The following is a 13,877-nucleotide window of genomic DNA, read 5'->3' as shown; positions in this document are numbered from 1 at the left end:
GGTGATCAGGGTTTCCTTTCTGTGCGTCGGCCGGCCCGCTGGTGCGGGGTGGCTCACTGGGGGCGGGCGAGCAGCGTGCCCTTCGGCTCGGTGAACTCGCCGTCGTGGACGATGCGTTCGCCGCGCAGCCAGGTGGACTTCACGACGCCGTGCAGGGTCCTGCCGGCGTACGCGGTGACCCGGTTGCGGTGCTGGAGGGCGACCGGGTCGACGGTGAAGGTCTCGTCCGGGGCGAGGACGGCGAAGTCGGCGTCGCGGCCGGGTGCGATGGCGCCCTTCTGGTCCAGGCCGACGAGTGCGGCGGTCCGCTCGGACATCCAGCGCACGACGTCCTCCAGGCCGTGGCCGCGCCTGCGGGCCTCGGTCCATACGGCGGACAGGCTGAGCTGGAGGCCGGAGATGCCGCCCCAGGCGGTGGCGAAGTCGTCGGTCTTCAGGTCGGCGGTGGAGGGCGAGTGGTCGGTGACGACGCAGTCGACGGTGCCGTCGGCCAGCGCCTGCCACAGCAGGTCCTGGTTGGCGGCCTCGCGGATGGGCGGGCAGCACTTGAACTCGCTGGCGCCGTCCGGGACTTCCTCGGCGGTCAGGGTCAGGTAATGGGGGCAGGTCTCCACGGTGACGCGGACACCCTCGGCGCGGGCGGCCCGGATCAGCGGCAGCGCGTCGCTGGAGGACAGGTGCAGGATGTGCACGCGTGCGTCGAGCCGCTTGGCCTGCGCGATCAGGGTGGCGATGGCCGTGTCCTCGGCGTCGCGCGGGCGGGAGGCGAGGAAGTCGGCGTACCTGGGTCCGCCGTGCTGCGGGGCGGCGGCGAGGTGGTGCGGGTCCTCGGCGTGCACGATCAGCAGCCCGTCGAAGCCGGCGATCTCCGCCAGCGACTGGGCGAGCTGGTCCTGGTCCAGGTGCGGGAACTCGTCGACGCCGGACGGGGACAGGAACGCCTTGAAGCCGAAGACGCCGGCGTCGTGGAGCGGGCGCAGGTCCTTGACGTTGTCGGGCAGGGCGCCGCCCCAGAAGCCGACGTCGATGTGCGCCTTGTCGCGGGCCACGTCCTGCTTCACCCGCAGGTTCTGCACGGTCGTGGTGGGCGGGAGGGAGTTGAGCGGCATGTCGACCAGGGTCGTGATGCCGCCGGCCGCCGCCGCGCGCGTGGCGGTCCAGAAGCCCTCCCACTCGGTACGGCCGGGGTCGTTGACGTGCACGTGGGTGTCGACCAGGCCGGGCAGCAGGACGTGGTCGCCGAAGTCCTCCAGCCGCGCACCCGCCGGGACCTCGGCGTCGTACGGCAGCACGGCCGTGATCTTCCCCGCCGACACGGTGACCGTGGCCGCCCGCGTCCCTTCCGGAGTGATGACGCGCGTCGAGCGCAGGACCAGTTCAGCGTCGGACACCCGAACCCCTCTCTGTACCGCCGTTTTACGCCCAGAAAACGGGATTTACACCCACGTAACGGATTTCAACGTTCTGTTGAAGGAGTCTTCACTCCCACTTCCCCGCCGTCAAGGGGCACACTTCTGGACAGCAGGCCACCCGCACCCACTCTGGACGTTTCCACAAAGCGGAATTAGAATTCCAGCAAGCAGAACGTAGCTACGTACAAGCAGGGAGTCAACCGGCTGCCGGGTAGGCTTCTGCCCTCCTGCCAGCCCCGAAAGGAACGCCGTGCCGACGTCCAGCGCCAGCACCACCGACTCCGCCAAGCCCTCCGCCGGCGGCGGGGTCCAGTCCCTTGAGCGCGCCTTCGACCTGCTCGAGCGGATGGCGGACGCGGGCGGCGAGGTGGGCCTGAGCGAGCTGTCCGCGACCAGCGGGCTGCCGCTGCCGACCATCCACCGGCTGATGCGCACACTGGTCGCCTGCGGGTACGTCCGCCAGCAGCCGAACCGGCGCTATGCGCTCGGCCCCCGGCTGATCCGGCTCGGCGAGTCGGCGTCCCGGCTGCTCGGCACCTGGGCCCGGCCGTACCTGGCCAGGCTGGTCGAGGAGACCGGCGAGACAGCGAACATGGCGCTGCTGGACGGCGACGAGATCGTGTACGTGGCGCAGGTGCCCTCGAAGCACTCGATGCGGATGTTCACGGAAGTGGGCCGACGGGTGCTGCCGCACTCGACCGGGGTGGGCAAGGCGCTCCTTGCCGGGGTACCGGACGAGGAGGTGCGGGCACTGCTCTCCCGCACCGGGATGCCGGCCGCGACCGAGAAGACGATCACCACGCCGGACGGTTTCCTGGCGGCACTGCAGGACGTCCGGCAGGCGGGGTACGCCGTCGACGACAACGAGCAGGAGATCGGGGTCAGGTGTCTGGCGGTGTCCGTCCCGGACTCCCCCACCGCCGCCGCGATCTCCATTTCCGGGCCCGCCGGGCGGGTGACGGAGGCGGCGACCGACAAGATCGTGCCGGTGCTGCAGCAGATCGCCCTCGAGCTGTCCCAGGCTTTGGCGAGTTCGGGCGTCTGAGAGCCCCGGGGACGCAATCGTCTGCACATAGGGGTGCGGGGGCGGGCGCATCGGGGCCGTTCCCGCGGTTCCCCGCGCCCCTTGGGCAGATCGACGCACCCCACGCCGTCAAGCCCGCGGCGGCTCCCCGAACAGATCCACGGCCTCGCGCACACCCCTCAGCCCCCTCGCCAGGGCGCTGACCGAGCCGATCGCTCCCGCGACCAGTAACAGGGAACTGCGCAGGCGCGGGATCTCCGGCGCGCCGCCCGCGGCCATCGCCGCCAGGGTCGCCAGCTCGTCCTCGGCTATGGCGCGGTCGGGGAACTCGGCGGGGAGTGCGGCGAGTTCGCGGCGCAACCGGGACACCGCGGTCCGCAGTTCCACCACTCTGGGGTCCTCGTCGCTGCCGATCACCGGTCTCTGCCCCAAGCTCCGCAACACAGCCCTCCCCCTCACACGCCGTCGTGCGCGGGTCAGTAAACGCCACCGCGCCCGGGAGCGCCACAGCACGGACCGAAATTCAGCCCAAGGGAACGCGCCGTCGCCGCCCGCGTCAGGTATGCAGGACGCATGACGGACAAGCATCACGCGGAGGTCGCCGGGCTGCTGCTCGCGGCCGGCGGGGGACGGCGGCTCGGCGGACGGCCCAAGGCGCTGCTGGAGCACCGGGGACGGCCGCTGGTCGAACACGCGGTGGGGGTGCTGCGCGCCGCCGGGTGCGAGCGGATCCATGTGGTCCTGGGCGCCCGGGCCGACGAGGTCCGTGCGCGGGCCGACCTGCCCGGCTGTGTGCTCGTGGACAACCCCGACTGGGCCGAGGGCATGGGCTCCTCGCTGCGGGCCGGGCTGGCCTCGCTCGAGGGTACGCGGGCCCGCGCCGCCCTGGTGAGCCTCGTCGACCAGCCGGGCATCGGGGCGGCGGCGGTGGCACGGGTCCTCGGTGCCTTCGAGGACGAGAAGTCGCTGGTCTCGGCCGCCTACGACGGCACGCGCGGGCATCCCGTGCTCTTCGGCGCCGCCCACTGGGCGGGCATCGCGGCGACCGCCACGGGGGACCGCGGAGCACGCGCCTACCTGAAGGACCACGAGACCGGGATCCGGCTCGTGGAGTGCGCGGACGTCGCCGAGCCGTACGACATCGACACCGAGGCCGACCTGCGCCACCTTGAGTGAACGGGGTGGCACTGGGCGCCACCTTGCCTCGACTCAGAGAATCTCGACATCAACAAACCATTGAAGTTCCACGATGAGGAAACTACTATCCACTGTTCAGAAGCGCCTGACCGCACAGCGGGCGCTGTTTGCCCTATTCGTGCCACTAGGCACCCGGTGCCACCGCTGAAGGAAGTGACAGCTCATGTCCGCACCAGCGCCGTCCCCGCTGGCCATCGTCGACGCCGAGCCCCTGCCCCGGCAGGAAGAGGTCCTCACGGACGCGGCGCTCGCCTTCGTGGCGGAGCTGCACCGGCGGTTCACCCCGCGCCGTGACGAACTCCTCGCCCGCCGGGCGGAGCGCCGCGCCGAGATCGCCCGCACCTCCACGCTCGACTTCCTGCCCGAGACGGCCGCGATCCGCGCGGACGACTCCTGGCAGGTCGCCCCCGCCCCGGCCGCGCTGAACGACCGGCGCGTCGAGATCACCGGCCCCACCGACCGCAAGATGACCATCAACGCCCTCAACTCGGGCGCCAAGGTCTGGCTCGCCGACTTCGAGGACGCCTCCGCGCCGACCTGGGAGAACGTCGTCCTCGGTCAGGTCAACCTGGCCGACGCCTACACCCGCAGCATCGACTTCACCGACGCGAGGTCCGGCAAGTCGTACGCCCTGCGCCCGGACGAGGAGCTGGCGACCGTCGTCATGCGCCCGCGCGGCTGGCACCTCGACGAGCGGCACCTCGTCGACGCCGACGGCAAGGCGGTCCCCGGCGCCTTCGTCGACTTCGGCCTGTACTTCTTCCACAACGCCCAGCGGCTGCTGGACCTCGGCAAGGGGCCGTACTTCTACCTGCCCAAGACCGAGTCGCACCTCGAGGCCCGGCTGTGGAACGACGTGTTCGTCTTCGCCCAGGACTACGTCGGCATCCCGCAGGGCACCATCCGCGCGACCGTCCTGATCGAGACCATCACGGCCGCGTACGAGATGGAGGAGATCCTCTACGAACTGCGCGACCACGCCGCCGGGTTGAACGCCGGACGCTGGGACTACCTGTTCTCCATCGTCAAGAACTTCCGTGACGGCGGAGCCAGGTTCGTCCTGCCGGACCGCAACGCCGTGACGATGACGGCCCCGTTCATGCGGGCCTACACCGAACTCCTCGTGCGCACCTGCCACAAGCGCGGCGCGCACGCGATCGGCGGCATGGCAGCCTTCATCCCCTCCCGCAAGGACGCCGAAGTCAACAAGGTGGCCTTCGAGAAGGTCCGGGCCGACAAGGACCGTGAGGCGAACGACGGGTTCGACGGTTCCTGGGTCGCCCACCCCGACCTCGTCCCGATCGCCATGGAGTCCTTCGACAAGGTCCTCGGCCACAAGCCGAACCAGAAGGACCGGCTGCGCGAGGACGTGCACGTCGAGGCCGCCGACCTGATCGCGATCGACTCGCTGGACGCCAAGCCGACGTACAACGGGCTCGTCAACGCCGTCCAGGTCGGCATCCGTTACATCGAGGCCTGGCTGCGCGGACTCGGCGCGGTCGCCATCTTCAACCTGATGGAGGACGCGGCCACCGCGGAGATCTCCCGCTCGCAGATCTGGCAGTGGATCAACGCGGGCGTCGAGTTCGAGAACGGCGACACCGCCACGCCCGAACTGGCCCGCAAGGTCGCCGCCGAGGAACTGTCCGACATCCGCCAGGAGATCGGTGAGGAGGCCTTTGCCGCCGGTCACTGGCAGGAGGCCCACGACCTGCTGCTGCAGGTCTCCCTGGACGACAACTACGCCGACTTCCTCACCCTGCCGGCGTACGAGCAGCTCAAGGGCTGAGCCTCGTCGGACACGAGCGGCTCCGGGTTCCGCCCGGGGCCGCTCGGCCGTTCCTCAGCCCAGGTGCACCGACCAGTCCTGCTGCGCGGCCGGCTTGCCGTGCAGGTCGGGGACGCGTTTGAGCCAGTCGGGGCGGCCGGCCCGGGTCTTCGCGGCGCGGGCGGCCTCCTCGGCGGCGAGCTGGTCGGGGCTCGGGAAGTCGGTGGGCAGCCACTCGTGCGACAGGCGCACCCGGGCCAGGAGGTGGTCGACGTAGGCGGCGCGGACGTCGTCGGGGGTCGCGAAGCCCGCGTCCTCGGCCAGCCAGGCGTCGGGGACCTCGGCGACGATGCGCCGCAGCAGTTCCTCGGTCACCCTGGGGGCCAGTTCGGCGTCGGCCGCCCGGACGTCGGGGCCGTAGTGGCCGAGGGCGTGGTTGCGGAAGTCGTACTTCTTGCCGGGGGCCGTGGTGTCCCAGCGGTGGTGGAAGACGAGGGCGGCGCCGTGGTCGATGAGCCACAGGCGCGGCCGTGCGATGCCGAGCGTCGGCCAGACCATGAGGTTGGAGCTGTGGACCGTGCGGTCGACGTTGACGGTCAGCGCGTCCAGCCAGACGATCCGGCCCGCCTCCAGCGGGTCCACCGGGAAGACCTTCGCGATCTCGGGGGTGAAGTCGGCGGCGCCCGGCAGGTGGTCCATGCCCAGGTTCACACCCGCGCTGGCGCCGTGCAGGTCCCGGACCTCCTGGTGGGGCTCGGCCGCGGCGATCGCCGGATCGAAGTGGACGAGGACCAGCTCGGGGAAGCGCAGGCCCAGCGCGCGGGCGAGTTCACCGACGATCACCTCGGCGACCAGCGCCTTGTGCCCCTGGGCCGAGCCGGTGAACTTCACGACGTACGTGCCGAGGTCGTCGGCCTCGACGACTGCGGGCACGGAGCCGCCGGACCTGAGGGGGGTCACGTATCGAACAGCAGTCACGTCGCGCAGCACACCGCCCAGCGTATGCGCTCCGCCGGCCCGGCCGTGTCGCGCCGCCGTCCGACCACGGGTTCGTCGTGGCCGGTCGCGCCGTACCCCGCGCCCTCAGGGGCGCTCAGTAGTGGCTGTTCATGGCGGTGCGGACCTCGGCGAGCGTGGCGTCGGCCACCGCCCTGGCGCGCTCGTTGCCCTCGCGCAGCGTCCCGCGCAGGAACGTGCGGTCCTGCGCGTACTCGGCGCGACGGGCCCGGATCGGGGCCAGGTACTCGTTGACCGCCTCGGTCACGGTCCTCTTGAGCGCGGCGGCGCCCGCGGAGCCGATCTCCTCGGCCACCTCCTCGGGGGTCCGGTTCTGGCACAGGGCGGCCAGCAGCAGGAGGGAGGAGACCTCGGGGCGCGTACGGGGGTCGTAGGTGATGTGCCGCTCGGAGTCCGTCCTGGCTCCCTTGAGCAGACGCGCGGTCTCGTCGGCGTCGGCGGCCAGGGTGATCGCGTTACGGCGGCTCTTGCTCATCTTGGTGCCGTCCGTGCCGAGCAGCACGGGCGCGCTCGACAGCAGGGCGTCGGGCTGCGGGAACACGGTGGTGCCGTTGCCGTAGCGGTCGTTGAAGCGGCGGGCGATGGTGCGGGTGACCTCCAGGTGCGGGAGCTGGTCCTGGCCGACCGGGACCAGGTTGCCCTTGCAGAAGAGGATGTCGGCGGCCTGGTGGACGGGGTAGGTGAACATCAGGCCGCTGACGGCGGACTGGCGCGAGTGGGCGATCTCGTCCTTGACGGTGGGGTTGCGGCCCAGTTCGGCGACCGAGACGAGGCTGAGGAAGGGCAGCATCAGCTGGTTGAGTGCGGGGATCGCGCTGTGCGTGAAGATCGTGCTGCGCTGCGGGTCCACGCCGATGGCCAGATGGTCCAGGACGAGATCCTCCACGTGCCCGGTCAGGTTGTCCGCCACGTCGCGGTCGGTGAGGACCTGGTAGTCCGCGATGATCACGAACATCTCGACGCCGAGGTTCTGCAGGCGTACGCGGTTGTGCAGGGTGCCGAAGTAGTGCCCCAGGTGCAGGCGGCCGGTGGGGCGGTCACCGGTCAGCACACGGAACCGTCCTGGATCCTTGAGGATCAGCTCTTCCAGCACCGCACTGCGATCCTGCGCCGCGGACGTGCCGAGCGCGTCGGTGGAGGGAGTTGTGGCAGCGTCGGCGGTGGCTACGGCCTGGGGCGTGGTGTTCACGACGTCTCCTGGTGGGTTCGGGTCTCGCCGACGGAACGGCACGAGCCCTGGTCCAGGGGACACGAAAGGGCCGTCCATCCGAACGGCCCGGTCATGCCTGCGAGGTGGCCGCTCCTACGCGGAGCGCCACCAGCTCAGGCATGGTGAAAGATGCATGCGCACAGCATAGCCTCAGCCGCCGACGAGCGGGCTGGGCAACGGCTGATAGCGGGCGTCCGCACCGCCCGCGCCGGTCCAGCGCAGCAGCAGGTTGGTCTTGCCGGGCAGGGTGGGCGAGGCGAGCAGTGCGGGGATCTCCGGCAGGTCGTGCCGGGCGAGCGCGCGACGGACGGCGGGCCAGGGGTCGAGGCCGGGGTGGTGCTCGGCGAGGGCCGCGGCGATCTCGCTGAGGTGGTTCACCACCAGGCAGTACACCAGTCGTTCCCAGCCCGCGGCCCGGGTCACTTCCGGCAGCAGCTTGACGCCCTCGGCATCCCGGAACAGCGCCTGCACGGGGGTGCCCGCCGCGTCCACGGCGACGAGGGTGTTCTGCAGATGGGCCTCGAGGACGACGCCGTGCTCGTCGAACGCGGTCAGGACGGGCGGCACGACCTGGCGCAGATACGCCTCCCACCAGGCCGCCGGGTCGGGCGCGTCGGCCAGGGGGCTGTCGTCGAAGCCCTCCGCGAGCCCGGCCGCGAGCAACGGGGTGGCGCCGGGCAGGAGGTGGCCGCGCAGCCCGTCGCGGACGAGGACCGCGAGTTCCTCGAAGGCGAAGGCCGCAGTGCGGTAGCCACGGTCGCTGAGCCAGGCCGCGGACGGGTCCAGGCCGGCGAAGGCGTGCCGGACGACCGTGTCGGTACGGCACAGCCGGCGCAGGTCGTGGCGCCACAGGCGGCGGATGTCGTTGGTGATGCGGACGTCCAGGGAGAACTTCAGGAACAGATCGCGCCGCGGCTCGTGGACGGTGCGGATCGCCGCGGTCGGCCAGGCGTCGTGGGCGGTGGTGCCGATCCGGACCAGCCGGCCGTCGGCGAAGGCCGGGGCGAGGTCGCGGCCGAGCAGGTCGAGCTGCCAGGGGTGGGCGGGCAGCAGCCGGTAGCCGGGCGGGGCGGTGCCGAGGGCGTCCAGGGCGCGGGTGTCGCCCTCCTCGCTCATCTCGTCCTCGCGGACGCCGAGCAGCACCAGCGGGAAGCGGGCGTGCGCCTCGGGGGCGTACGGCAGCCAGGACGCGACCGGGCCGCCACCGCGCGCCTTGGGAGCCGGATGGTAGGGGTGGCCGGTGATCAGGGACTGCTCGGAGCGCAGATAGGGGTCGGCGGGCGGGGCCGCAAGGGCGCGGGCGGTGAGCAGCGCGGCGACCGCGTCCCGGCTGTCGAGCATCTCGGCGGGCAGGTCACCGCCCGGCAGCCCGGTGTGGCGGCGCAGCTCCGCGGCGACCAGTTTGACCAGTTCCGGGTGGCCGACGGGCTGCCAGGTGCCGGCCGTGCGCACCTCGGGGTCCGTGGGGCGCCGTCCGGCGCGCACCCGCAGCAGCCGTCCGCTCGGCAGCCGGTGCACCCGGTACGCGCCGGGGTCCGGGTCCGCAAGCGGCTCGGCGACCTCGCGCAGCAGGCAGTTGAGCAGGGGCGCGGCCGCATAGGCGTCGGCGCGGCGGCCGACGGCTGCGGTGGGGGGTGTGAGGTCCACGCGATCCATTCGTTCATCCAGGGAGCCGGGCACGTCGTCCATTGTCCGGCGGCCTCGTGCCCGGCGTCGCGGTGTGCTCGCCCGGCGCGCCGCCGGCCCGGGACGCATCGGGAGGAGCGGGCGGTCGGCCTCGTGCGGGGCACGTCCGGGAACCGGTAGCGATCAGTATGGCTGCCGTCACGCACAATCGTGCCCCGAGCCCGGGCCCCGGGCCCCCGCGTACCCGAGGAGCCGACCGTGCACCGTCCCCCTGCCGTCGAGGCCGAGATCGCACGGGAACTGGCCGCCGTCCGGCCCGCCCTGCTGCCCCGGTACACGCAGGAGCTGCCGGGCGCGCGCGCCGCCGTGCTGACCCGGCTGTGGCGGGCGCTGGCCCATGAGCCGCTGCCGTGGATCACCGGCCGGGTCCGCGGGGCGCACAGCCTGGCCCTGCGGCTCGCCGACGGCCGCACGCTGCACGGCCCGCACGCGGATCCGTACGCCACGAGCGCCTACGTCACCTCCGTCCGCCTCGACCGGGACCGCCATGTCGATCCGGCGGGCCTGATGACGGCGCTCGGGGTGCCGCACGCCGATGCCTTCGCGGCGGAACTTGCACACAGCACGGCGTCGTTGGCACTGTCGCGGGCCGACACGGATCACCCGAAGGAGTGGCCGGAGCACGACTGGGAGTGGGAGCAGCGGGTGACCGACGGGCATCCGTACCACCCCAACTGCCGCTCCCGGCCCGGCTTCTCGGTCGCGGAACAGCTGGCGTACGGTCCGGAGCACCGGCCGGTGGTGGACCTGGTGACGGTGCCGGTGCCGGCGGACGCCTGCCTGGTCAGCGGCGACTGGCCGACCGAACTGCGCGACGGGCGGCAGTTGCTGATCCCCGTGCACCCCTGGCAGTGCGTGCACGTCCTCGACCGCCCCCACACCCCCTGGCGGTCCGCCCGGCCCCTGCTCTCCCTGCGCACTCTCGCGCTGCCCGGCGGACCGCATGTGAAGACCGCGCTGAGCACCCGGCTGACCTCCTCGATGCGGGACATCTCGGCGTACTCGATCCGCAGCGCCGCACCGCTGGGCGACCTCGCCGAGCAACTGGCCGCGCACACCGACGGTCTGCTGCACATCACCCGGACGCTGGGCGCGGTCACGGCGGACTCCCCCGACCTGGCGGCGCTGCTGCGGGAGTCGCCCGAGGTGTACGCGGGGCCGGGCGAGCGGGTCCTGCCGGTGGCCGCACTGCCCGGCAGCGGCCTGCCGCAATCCCCCGGCTGGCTGGCCGCGTTCGCGCACCTGACGCTCACGGTGGGCCTGCGCCTGCTCGACCTCGGTGCGGCCCTGGAGGCGCACGGCCAGAACCTGCTGGTGATCCTCTCGGCCGACGGCCGCCCGCGGCGCCTGGTCTACCGCGACCTGGCCGACATCCGCATCAGCCCTGCCCGCCTGGCCCGTCACGGCCTCACCCCGCCCCCGCTGACCGGCCGTCTGATCACCGACGACGAAACCGCCCTGCGCCGCAAGCTGTTCGGCTCCCTGGTGGCAGGCGCGCTGGCCGCCACGGCAGGCTCCTCGGCAGCCCTCGGGGCGGCCCTGACCGAAGCCGTACCCCGTCTTCCGCGCACCGCCGACCTGCCGGCGCTGACCGGAGCCCCCCTGCCGGCCAAGGCGTTGACCCTGATGCGGCTGTCTCCGCGGACGCCGGGGGACCAGTGGACGTCGCTGCCGAACCCGCTCGTTTTGGAGCCCGGTGGCTGTGATCAATAAGATCCGGCGATGATCAGAAGACAACGGCTGGCAGCAGGAGTCTGCGCCCTGCTCGCCGCCCTGGCGGCCGGGATCGCGTTCCCCGGCGGAGCTGTCGCCGACGAGACACGGACGGCCGCTCCCAAGGTCGAACTCGTGCTGGACGTCAGCGGTTCCATGCGGTCGAAGGACATCGACGGCGACTCCCGGATGGCCGCGGCGAAGCAGGCGTTCGACGAGGTCCTCGACGCGACACCCAAGGACGTCCAGCTCGGCATCCGCACCCTCGGCGCCAACTACCCCGGCAACGACCGCAAGGTGGGCTGCAAGGACACCGCGCAGCTCTACCCGGTCGGCCCGCTGAACCGGACCGACGCGAAGACCGCGGTGGCCACGCTGCAGCCGACCGGCTGGACACCGATCGGGCCCGCGCTGCTGAAGGCCGCGGACGACCTGAACGGCGGCACCGGAACCCGCCGTATCGTCCTGATCAGCGACGGCGAGGACACCTGCCCGCCGCTCGACCCGTGCGAGGTGGCCCGCGAGATAGCCGCCAAGGGCATCGGGCTGACCATCGACACCCTGGGTCTGGTGCCGGACGCCAAGACCCGCGACCAGCTCAGCTGCATCGCCGACGCGACCGGCGGCACCTATACCGACGTCCGGCACAAGCAGGAACTGAGCAGCCGGGTCGGGCAGTTGGTGGACCGGGCCGCGGATCCCGTGGTGACTCCGGTGGCCACCGAGGGCGCCGACCGCTGCGAGAGCGCGCCGCTGCTCAAGTCCGGGCTGTACACCGACCGTGCCGCGTTCGGGCAGCAGCGCTGGTACAAGGTCGACGTCGCCCCCGGCCAGGAGCTGCGTGCTTCGGTGAGCGTGGCCGACGACCGCGCCGTGAACCCCGACTACGGGGTGCTGCTGCGGGCGGTGACGGTCCACGGCCGCGAGATCGTGCGCGGTGAGGCCGCCGGCACCGGCCGTACGGATGTCGTCTCCACCGGGCTGCGCTACCCGAAGCCCAGCAGCGACGACGACAACGCGCCCGCGGAGACCGTGTGTCTCCAGGTCGCGCACTCCTTCTCGGCCGCCGCCGGGGTCAAGACCACGCCCGGCCTGCCGCTCGAGCTGACCGTCGACGTCGTGGACGGCCCGTCCGGACATCACGACGTGGCCGCTTTCGGCCTCGGGCGCGGCTGGTGGCTGCTGGCCGCGCTCGTGGTGGTCGGGTTCCTGGCCGGTCTGCTGTGGGGCTGGCTGTCGCGTTGGCGGGTCGCGGTCTGGAGGACGAACTGATGCGGGTCACACGTGTGTTGAGCGCCGCGCTGCTGGCACTGGGGCTGGCCGCCGGACCGGCCGTCGCCGACTCCTCCTCCCCGAGCCCCTCCGCGAGCGCCTCGTCCGACGGCTCGGCGCCCACCCAGGCGGGTACGTCCTTCCGTACGGCGACGGAGATCGAGCAGGGGCAGTCCGCCACCGCGTCCGGCTCGACCGGTGACTACCTGTACTGGTCGTTCCCGGCCGACGTCGGCCGGCGTCCGACCGTCAGGGCGAGCGTCAAGCTCCCCCGGACGCACGGGTCGCAGACCTGGCAGCTCGATGTGTACGACGGGCTGCGGCGCCGGCAGGCCTGCCAGTACGGCGCCAGCACCCGCACCGCCGCGCAGGACGCCTCCCAGGTCGAGCTGGCCTGTGTGCTGCGTACGGTGCGCGGCTGGGCCGAGCCGTGGGCGGACGATCCGCTGCCGGGCACCTACTACCTCCGGCTGACCGTGGTGGACCTGGGCGCCTCCGACCTCGGCCTGCCGGTGAGTGCCGAGGTGCGCGTGGACTCCAAGGACATCGGCGGCGCGGCGGCCGTGGACGGCTCGCTGGGCAAGCCGCTCGTCCCCGGGATTGCCGTCAAGTCCGAGCAGGGCAAGGACGGTTCGAAGACGGCGGTGCTGTCCAGCTTCGGCTCCCACGACGGCTGGTCCTCCGGCTGGTGGTCCGACCGCTGGGTGTGGACCGCGATCGGCGGCGTGCTCGCGGCTCTCGCCGGCATCGGCGGGTACGCGCTGACGCGGGGGTCGGGGCGGCCGTCCCGGGTGCCGCCGGGCGTCTGACCGACCGTTGTGAAGGCCCGTCGGAAGGCGGGCCTTCACCTTCTGCCCGCCGGAGGCGGCAGTTCGTCCTCACGCCTGGCGCAACAGCTTCGCCGGCGTGCCCTCCCCCGTCACCGTGACCCGGCCGTGCCGCACGGCGTCCGACAGGCTCACCTCCCCGCGGGCCACGGCCTCGCAGGTCCCGGCGTCCATCACAAGGCGCGCGCCGGCCTCTGCGGGCGCTGGTCCGTCGCCGTAGACCGGGCCCTCCTGCGCACCGACCTGCAGATGGAACTCGCCCTCCTCCAGGCTGACTTCGACCAGCCCCTCGCCCTCGAGGGCCCGCAGCAGGGGCAGCGCGAACCAGTGGGCGCGTACCGCGTCGGTCGGCCGCCGTTCGCCCAGTTCCGCCTCGCCCCATGCACCCAGGGCCTGGAGCACCGGCAGCAACTGCTCTCCGCGCGCGGTGAGTTCGTACACACTGGCCGCGCCGGGCGGGGGCAGCCTGCGGCGGACGGCGAGGCCGCCCTGCTCCATGTCCTTCAGCCGTGAGGCGAGTACGTCCGTGCTCACGCCGGGCAGGTCCGCGTGCAGGTCCGTGTAGCGGCGGGGGCCGGCCAGCAGCTCCCGGACGATCAGCAGGGTCCAGCGGTCGCCGACGAGGTCGAGGGCGCGGGCGGCGGAACAGTACTGGTCGTAGCTTCGGCGAGGTGACATGCGACGCAGTCTAGACAAGATGTTGGACTTTCCAAGCGCCCACTTGGTAAAACCAAGCAACACCAGTTTCCGG

12 protein-coding genes are annotated in these 13,877 nt (G+C 72.4%); 6 read left to right on the top strand and 6 right to left on the bottom strand.

What is annotated here, in order from left to right; genetic code table 11:
• Window positions 1-53 precede the first annotated feature (53 nt).
• Entirely contained in the window at window positions 54-1,391 is a 1,338-nt protein-coding gene (allB, locus tag GQF42_RS33600; protein ID WP_158926246.1) for an allantoinase AllB, read from the bottom strand.
• A 271-nt stretch (window positions 1,392-1,662) separates the two neighbouring features.
• Here allB and GQF42_RS33595 point away from each other — a divergent pair, with 271 nt between their 5' ends.
• Window positions 1,663-2,457: an IclR family transcriptional regulator gene (locus tag GQF42_RS33595; protein WP_158926244.1), complete on the top strand. Its 795-nt coding sequence runs from the start codon at window positions 1,663-1,665 to the stop codon at window positions 2,455-2,457.
• A 108-nt stretch (window positions 2,458-2,565) separates the two neighbouring features.
• Here GQF42_RS33595 and GQF42_RS33590 read toward each other — a convergent pair whose 3' ends face one another.
• A complete protein-coding gene (locus GQF42_RS33590) occupies window positions 2,566-2,880 on the bottom strand; it encodes a DUF5955 family protein (RefSeq protein WP_158926242.1) in 315 nt (104 codons plus the stop codon).
• Between the two features lie 129 nt (window positions 2,881-3,009).
• Here GQF42_RS33590 and GQF42_RS33585 point away from each other — a divergent pair, with 129 nt between their 5' ends.
• Both GQF42_RS33585 and aceB read left to right on the top strand, forming a co-directional pair.
• Entirely contained in the window at window positions 3,010-3,612 is a 603-nt protein-coding gene (locus GQF42_RS33585) for a nucleotidyltransferase family protein (protein ID WP_158926240.1), read from the top strand.
• A 184-nt stretch (window positions 3,613-3,796) separates the two neighbouring features.
• Window positions 3,797-5,422 carry a malate synthase A gene (gene aceB / locus GQF42_RS33580; protein ID WP_158926238.1) on the top strand — a complete coding sequence of 542 codons (1,626 nt, stop codon included), beginning with the start codon at window positions 3,797-3,799 and terminating at the stop codon, window positions 5,420-5,422.
• 54 nt (window positions 5,423-5,476) lie between these two features.
• Here the strand turns inward: aceB and GQF42_RS33575 are convergent, their stop codons facing one another.
• The 3 genes from GQF42_RS33575 to GQF42_RS33565 all read right to left on the bottom strand — a co-directional run bounded on the left by GQF42_RS33575 (window position 5,477) and on the right by GQF42_RS33565 (window position 9,284).
• The gene (locus GQF42_RS33575; RefSeq protein WP_199272887.1) at window positions 5,477-6,391 is read right to left on the bottom strand and encodes a HipA family kinase; all 915 of its coding nucleotides are present in this window, start codon (window positions 6,389-6,391) and stop codon (window positions 5,477-5,479) included.
• A gap of 103 nt (window positions 6,392-6,494) precedes the next feature.
• Window positions 6,495-7,607, bottom strand: a complete 1,113-nt coding sequence (gene trpS, locus GQF42_RS33570; RefSeq protein WP_233273535.1) for a tryptophan--tRNA ligase — start codon at window positions 7,605-7,607, stop codon at window positions 6,495-6,497.
• Between the two features lie 171 nt (window positions 7,608-7,778).
• On the bottom strand, window positions 7,779-9,284 hold the full coding sequence (locus GQF42_RS33565; RefSeq protein WP_158926232.1) for an IucA/IucC family protein: 1,506 nt from the start codon (window positions 9,282-9,284) through the stop codon (window positions 7,779-7,781).
• Window positions 9,285-9,512: 228 nt separating this feature from the next.
• Here GQF42_RS33565 and GQF42_RS33560 point away from each other — a divergent pair, with 228 nt between their 5' ends.
• Genes GQF42_RS33560 through GQF42_RS33550 form a run of 3 tightly spaced genes read left to right on the top strand, consistent with a single transcriptional unit; the run spans window position 9,513 to window position 13,108 of the window.
• The gene (locus tag GQF42_RS33560; RefSeq protein ID WP_158926230.1) at window positions 9,513-11,027 is read left to right on the top strand and encodes an IucA/IucC family protein; all 1,515 of its coding nucleotides are present in this window, start codon (window positions 9,513-9,515) and stop codon (window positions 11,025-11,027) included.
• 9 nt (window positions 11,028-11,036) lie between these two features.
• Window positions 11,037-12,299 carry a VWA domain-containing protein gene (locus GQF42_RS33555; protein WP_158926228.1) on the top strand — a complete coding sequence of 421 codons (1,263 nt, stop codon included), beginning with the start codon at window positions 11,037-11,039 and terminating at the stop codon, window positions 12,297-12,299.
• Entirely contained in the window at window positions 12,299-13,108 is an 810-nt protein-coding gene (locus tag GQF42_RS33550; protein WP_158926226.1) for a hypothetical protein, read from the top strand. The genes GQF42_RS33555 and GQF42_RS33550 overlap by 1 nt, the downstream gene beginning before the upstream one ends.
• Window positions 13,109-13,177: 69 nt before the next feature.
• On the opposite strand, the gene GQF42_RS33545 is transcribed toward GQF42_RS33550, so the two are convergent.
• The gene (locus GQF42_RS33545) at window positions 13,178-13,804 is read right to left on the bottom strand and encodes a winged helix-turn-helix transcriptional regulator (protein WP_158926224.1); all 627 of its coding nucleotides are present in this window, start codon (window positions 13,802-13,804) and stop codon (window positions 13,178-13,180) included.
• Between the last annotated feature and the right edge of the window lie 73 nt (window positions 13,805-13,877).

Source organism: Streptomyces broussonetiae, assembly GCF_009796285.1.
Lineage (GTDB): Bacteria > Actinomycetota > Actinomycetes > Streptomycetales > Streptomycetaceae > Streptomyces > Streptomyces broussonetiae.
Note: the sequence above shows the minus strand (reverse complement) of the source record. Positions and strands in the feature narration are given on the sequence as shown.

Excerpts from the sequence above, each read along its gene's own strand:
- GQF42_RS33585 (WP_158926240.1), top strand. The coding sequence starts at position 3,010 with ATGACGGACAAGCATCACGCGGAGGTCGCCGGGCTGCTGCTCGCGGCC.
- aceB (WP_158926238.1), top strand. The coding sequence starts at position 3,797 with ATGTCCGCACCAGCGCCGTCCCCGCTGGCCATCGTCGACGCCGAGCCC.
- GQF42_RS33565 (WP_158926232.1), bottom strand. The coding sequence starts at position 9,284 with ATGGATCGCGTGGACCTCACACCCCCCACCGCAGCCGTCGGCCGCCGC.
- GQF42_RS33555 (WP_158926228.1), top strand. The coding sequence starts at position 11,037 with ATGATCAGAAGACAACGGCTGGCAGCAGGAGTCTGCGCCCTGCTCGCC.
- GQF42_RS33550 (WP_158926226.1), top strand. The coding sequence starts at position 12,299 with ATGCGGGTCACACGTGTGTTGAGCGCCGCGCTGCTGGCACTGGGGCTG.
- GQF42_RS33545 (WP_158926224.1), bottom strand. The coding sequence starts at position 13,804 with ATGTCACCTCGCCGAAGCTACGACCAGTACTGTTCCGCCGCCCGCGCC.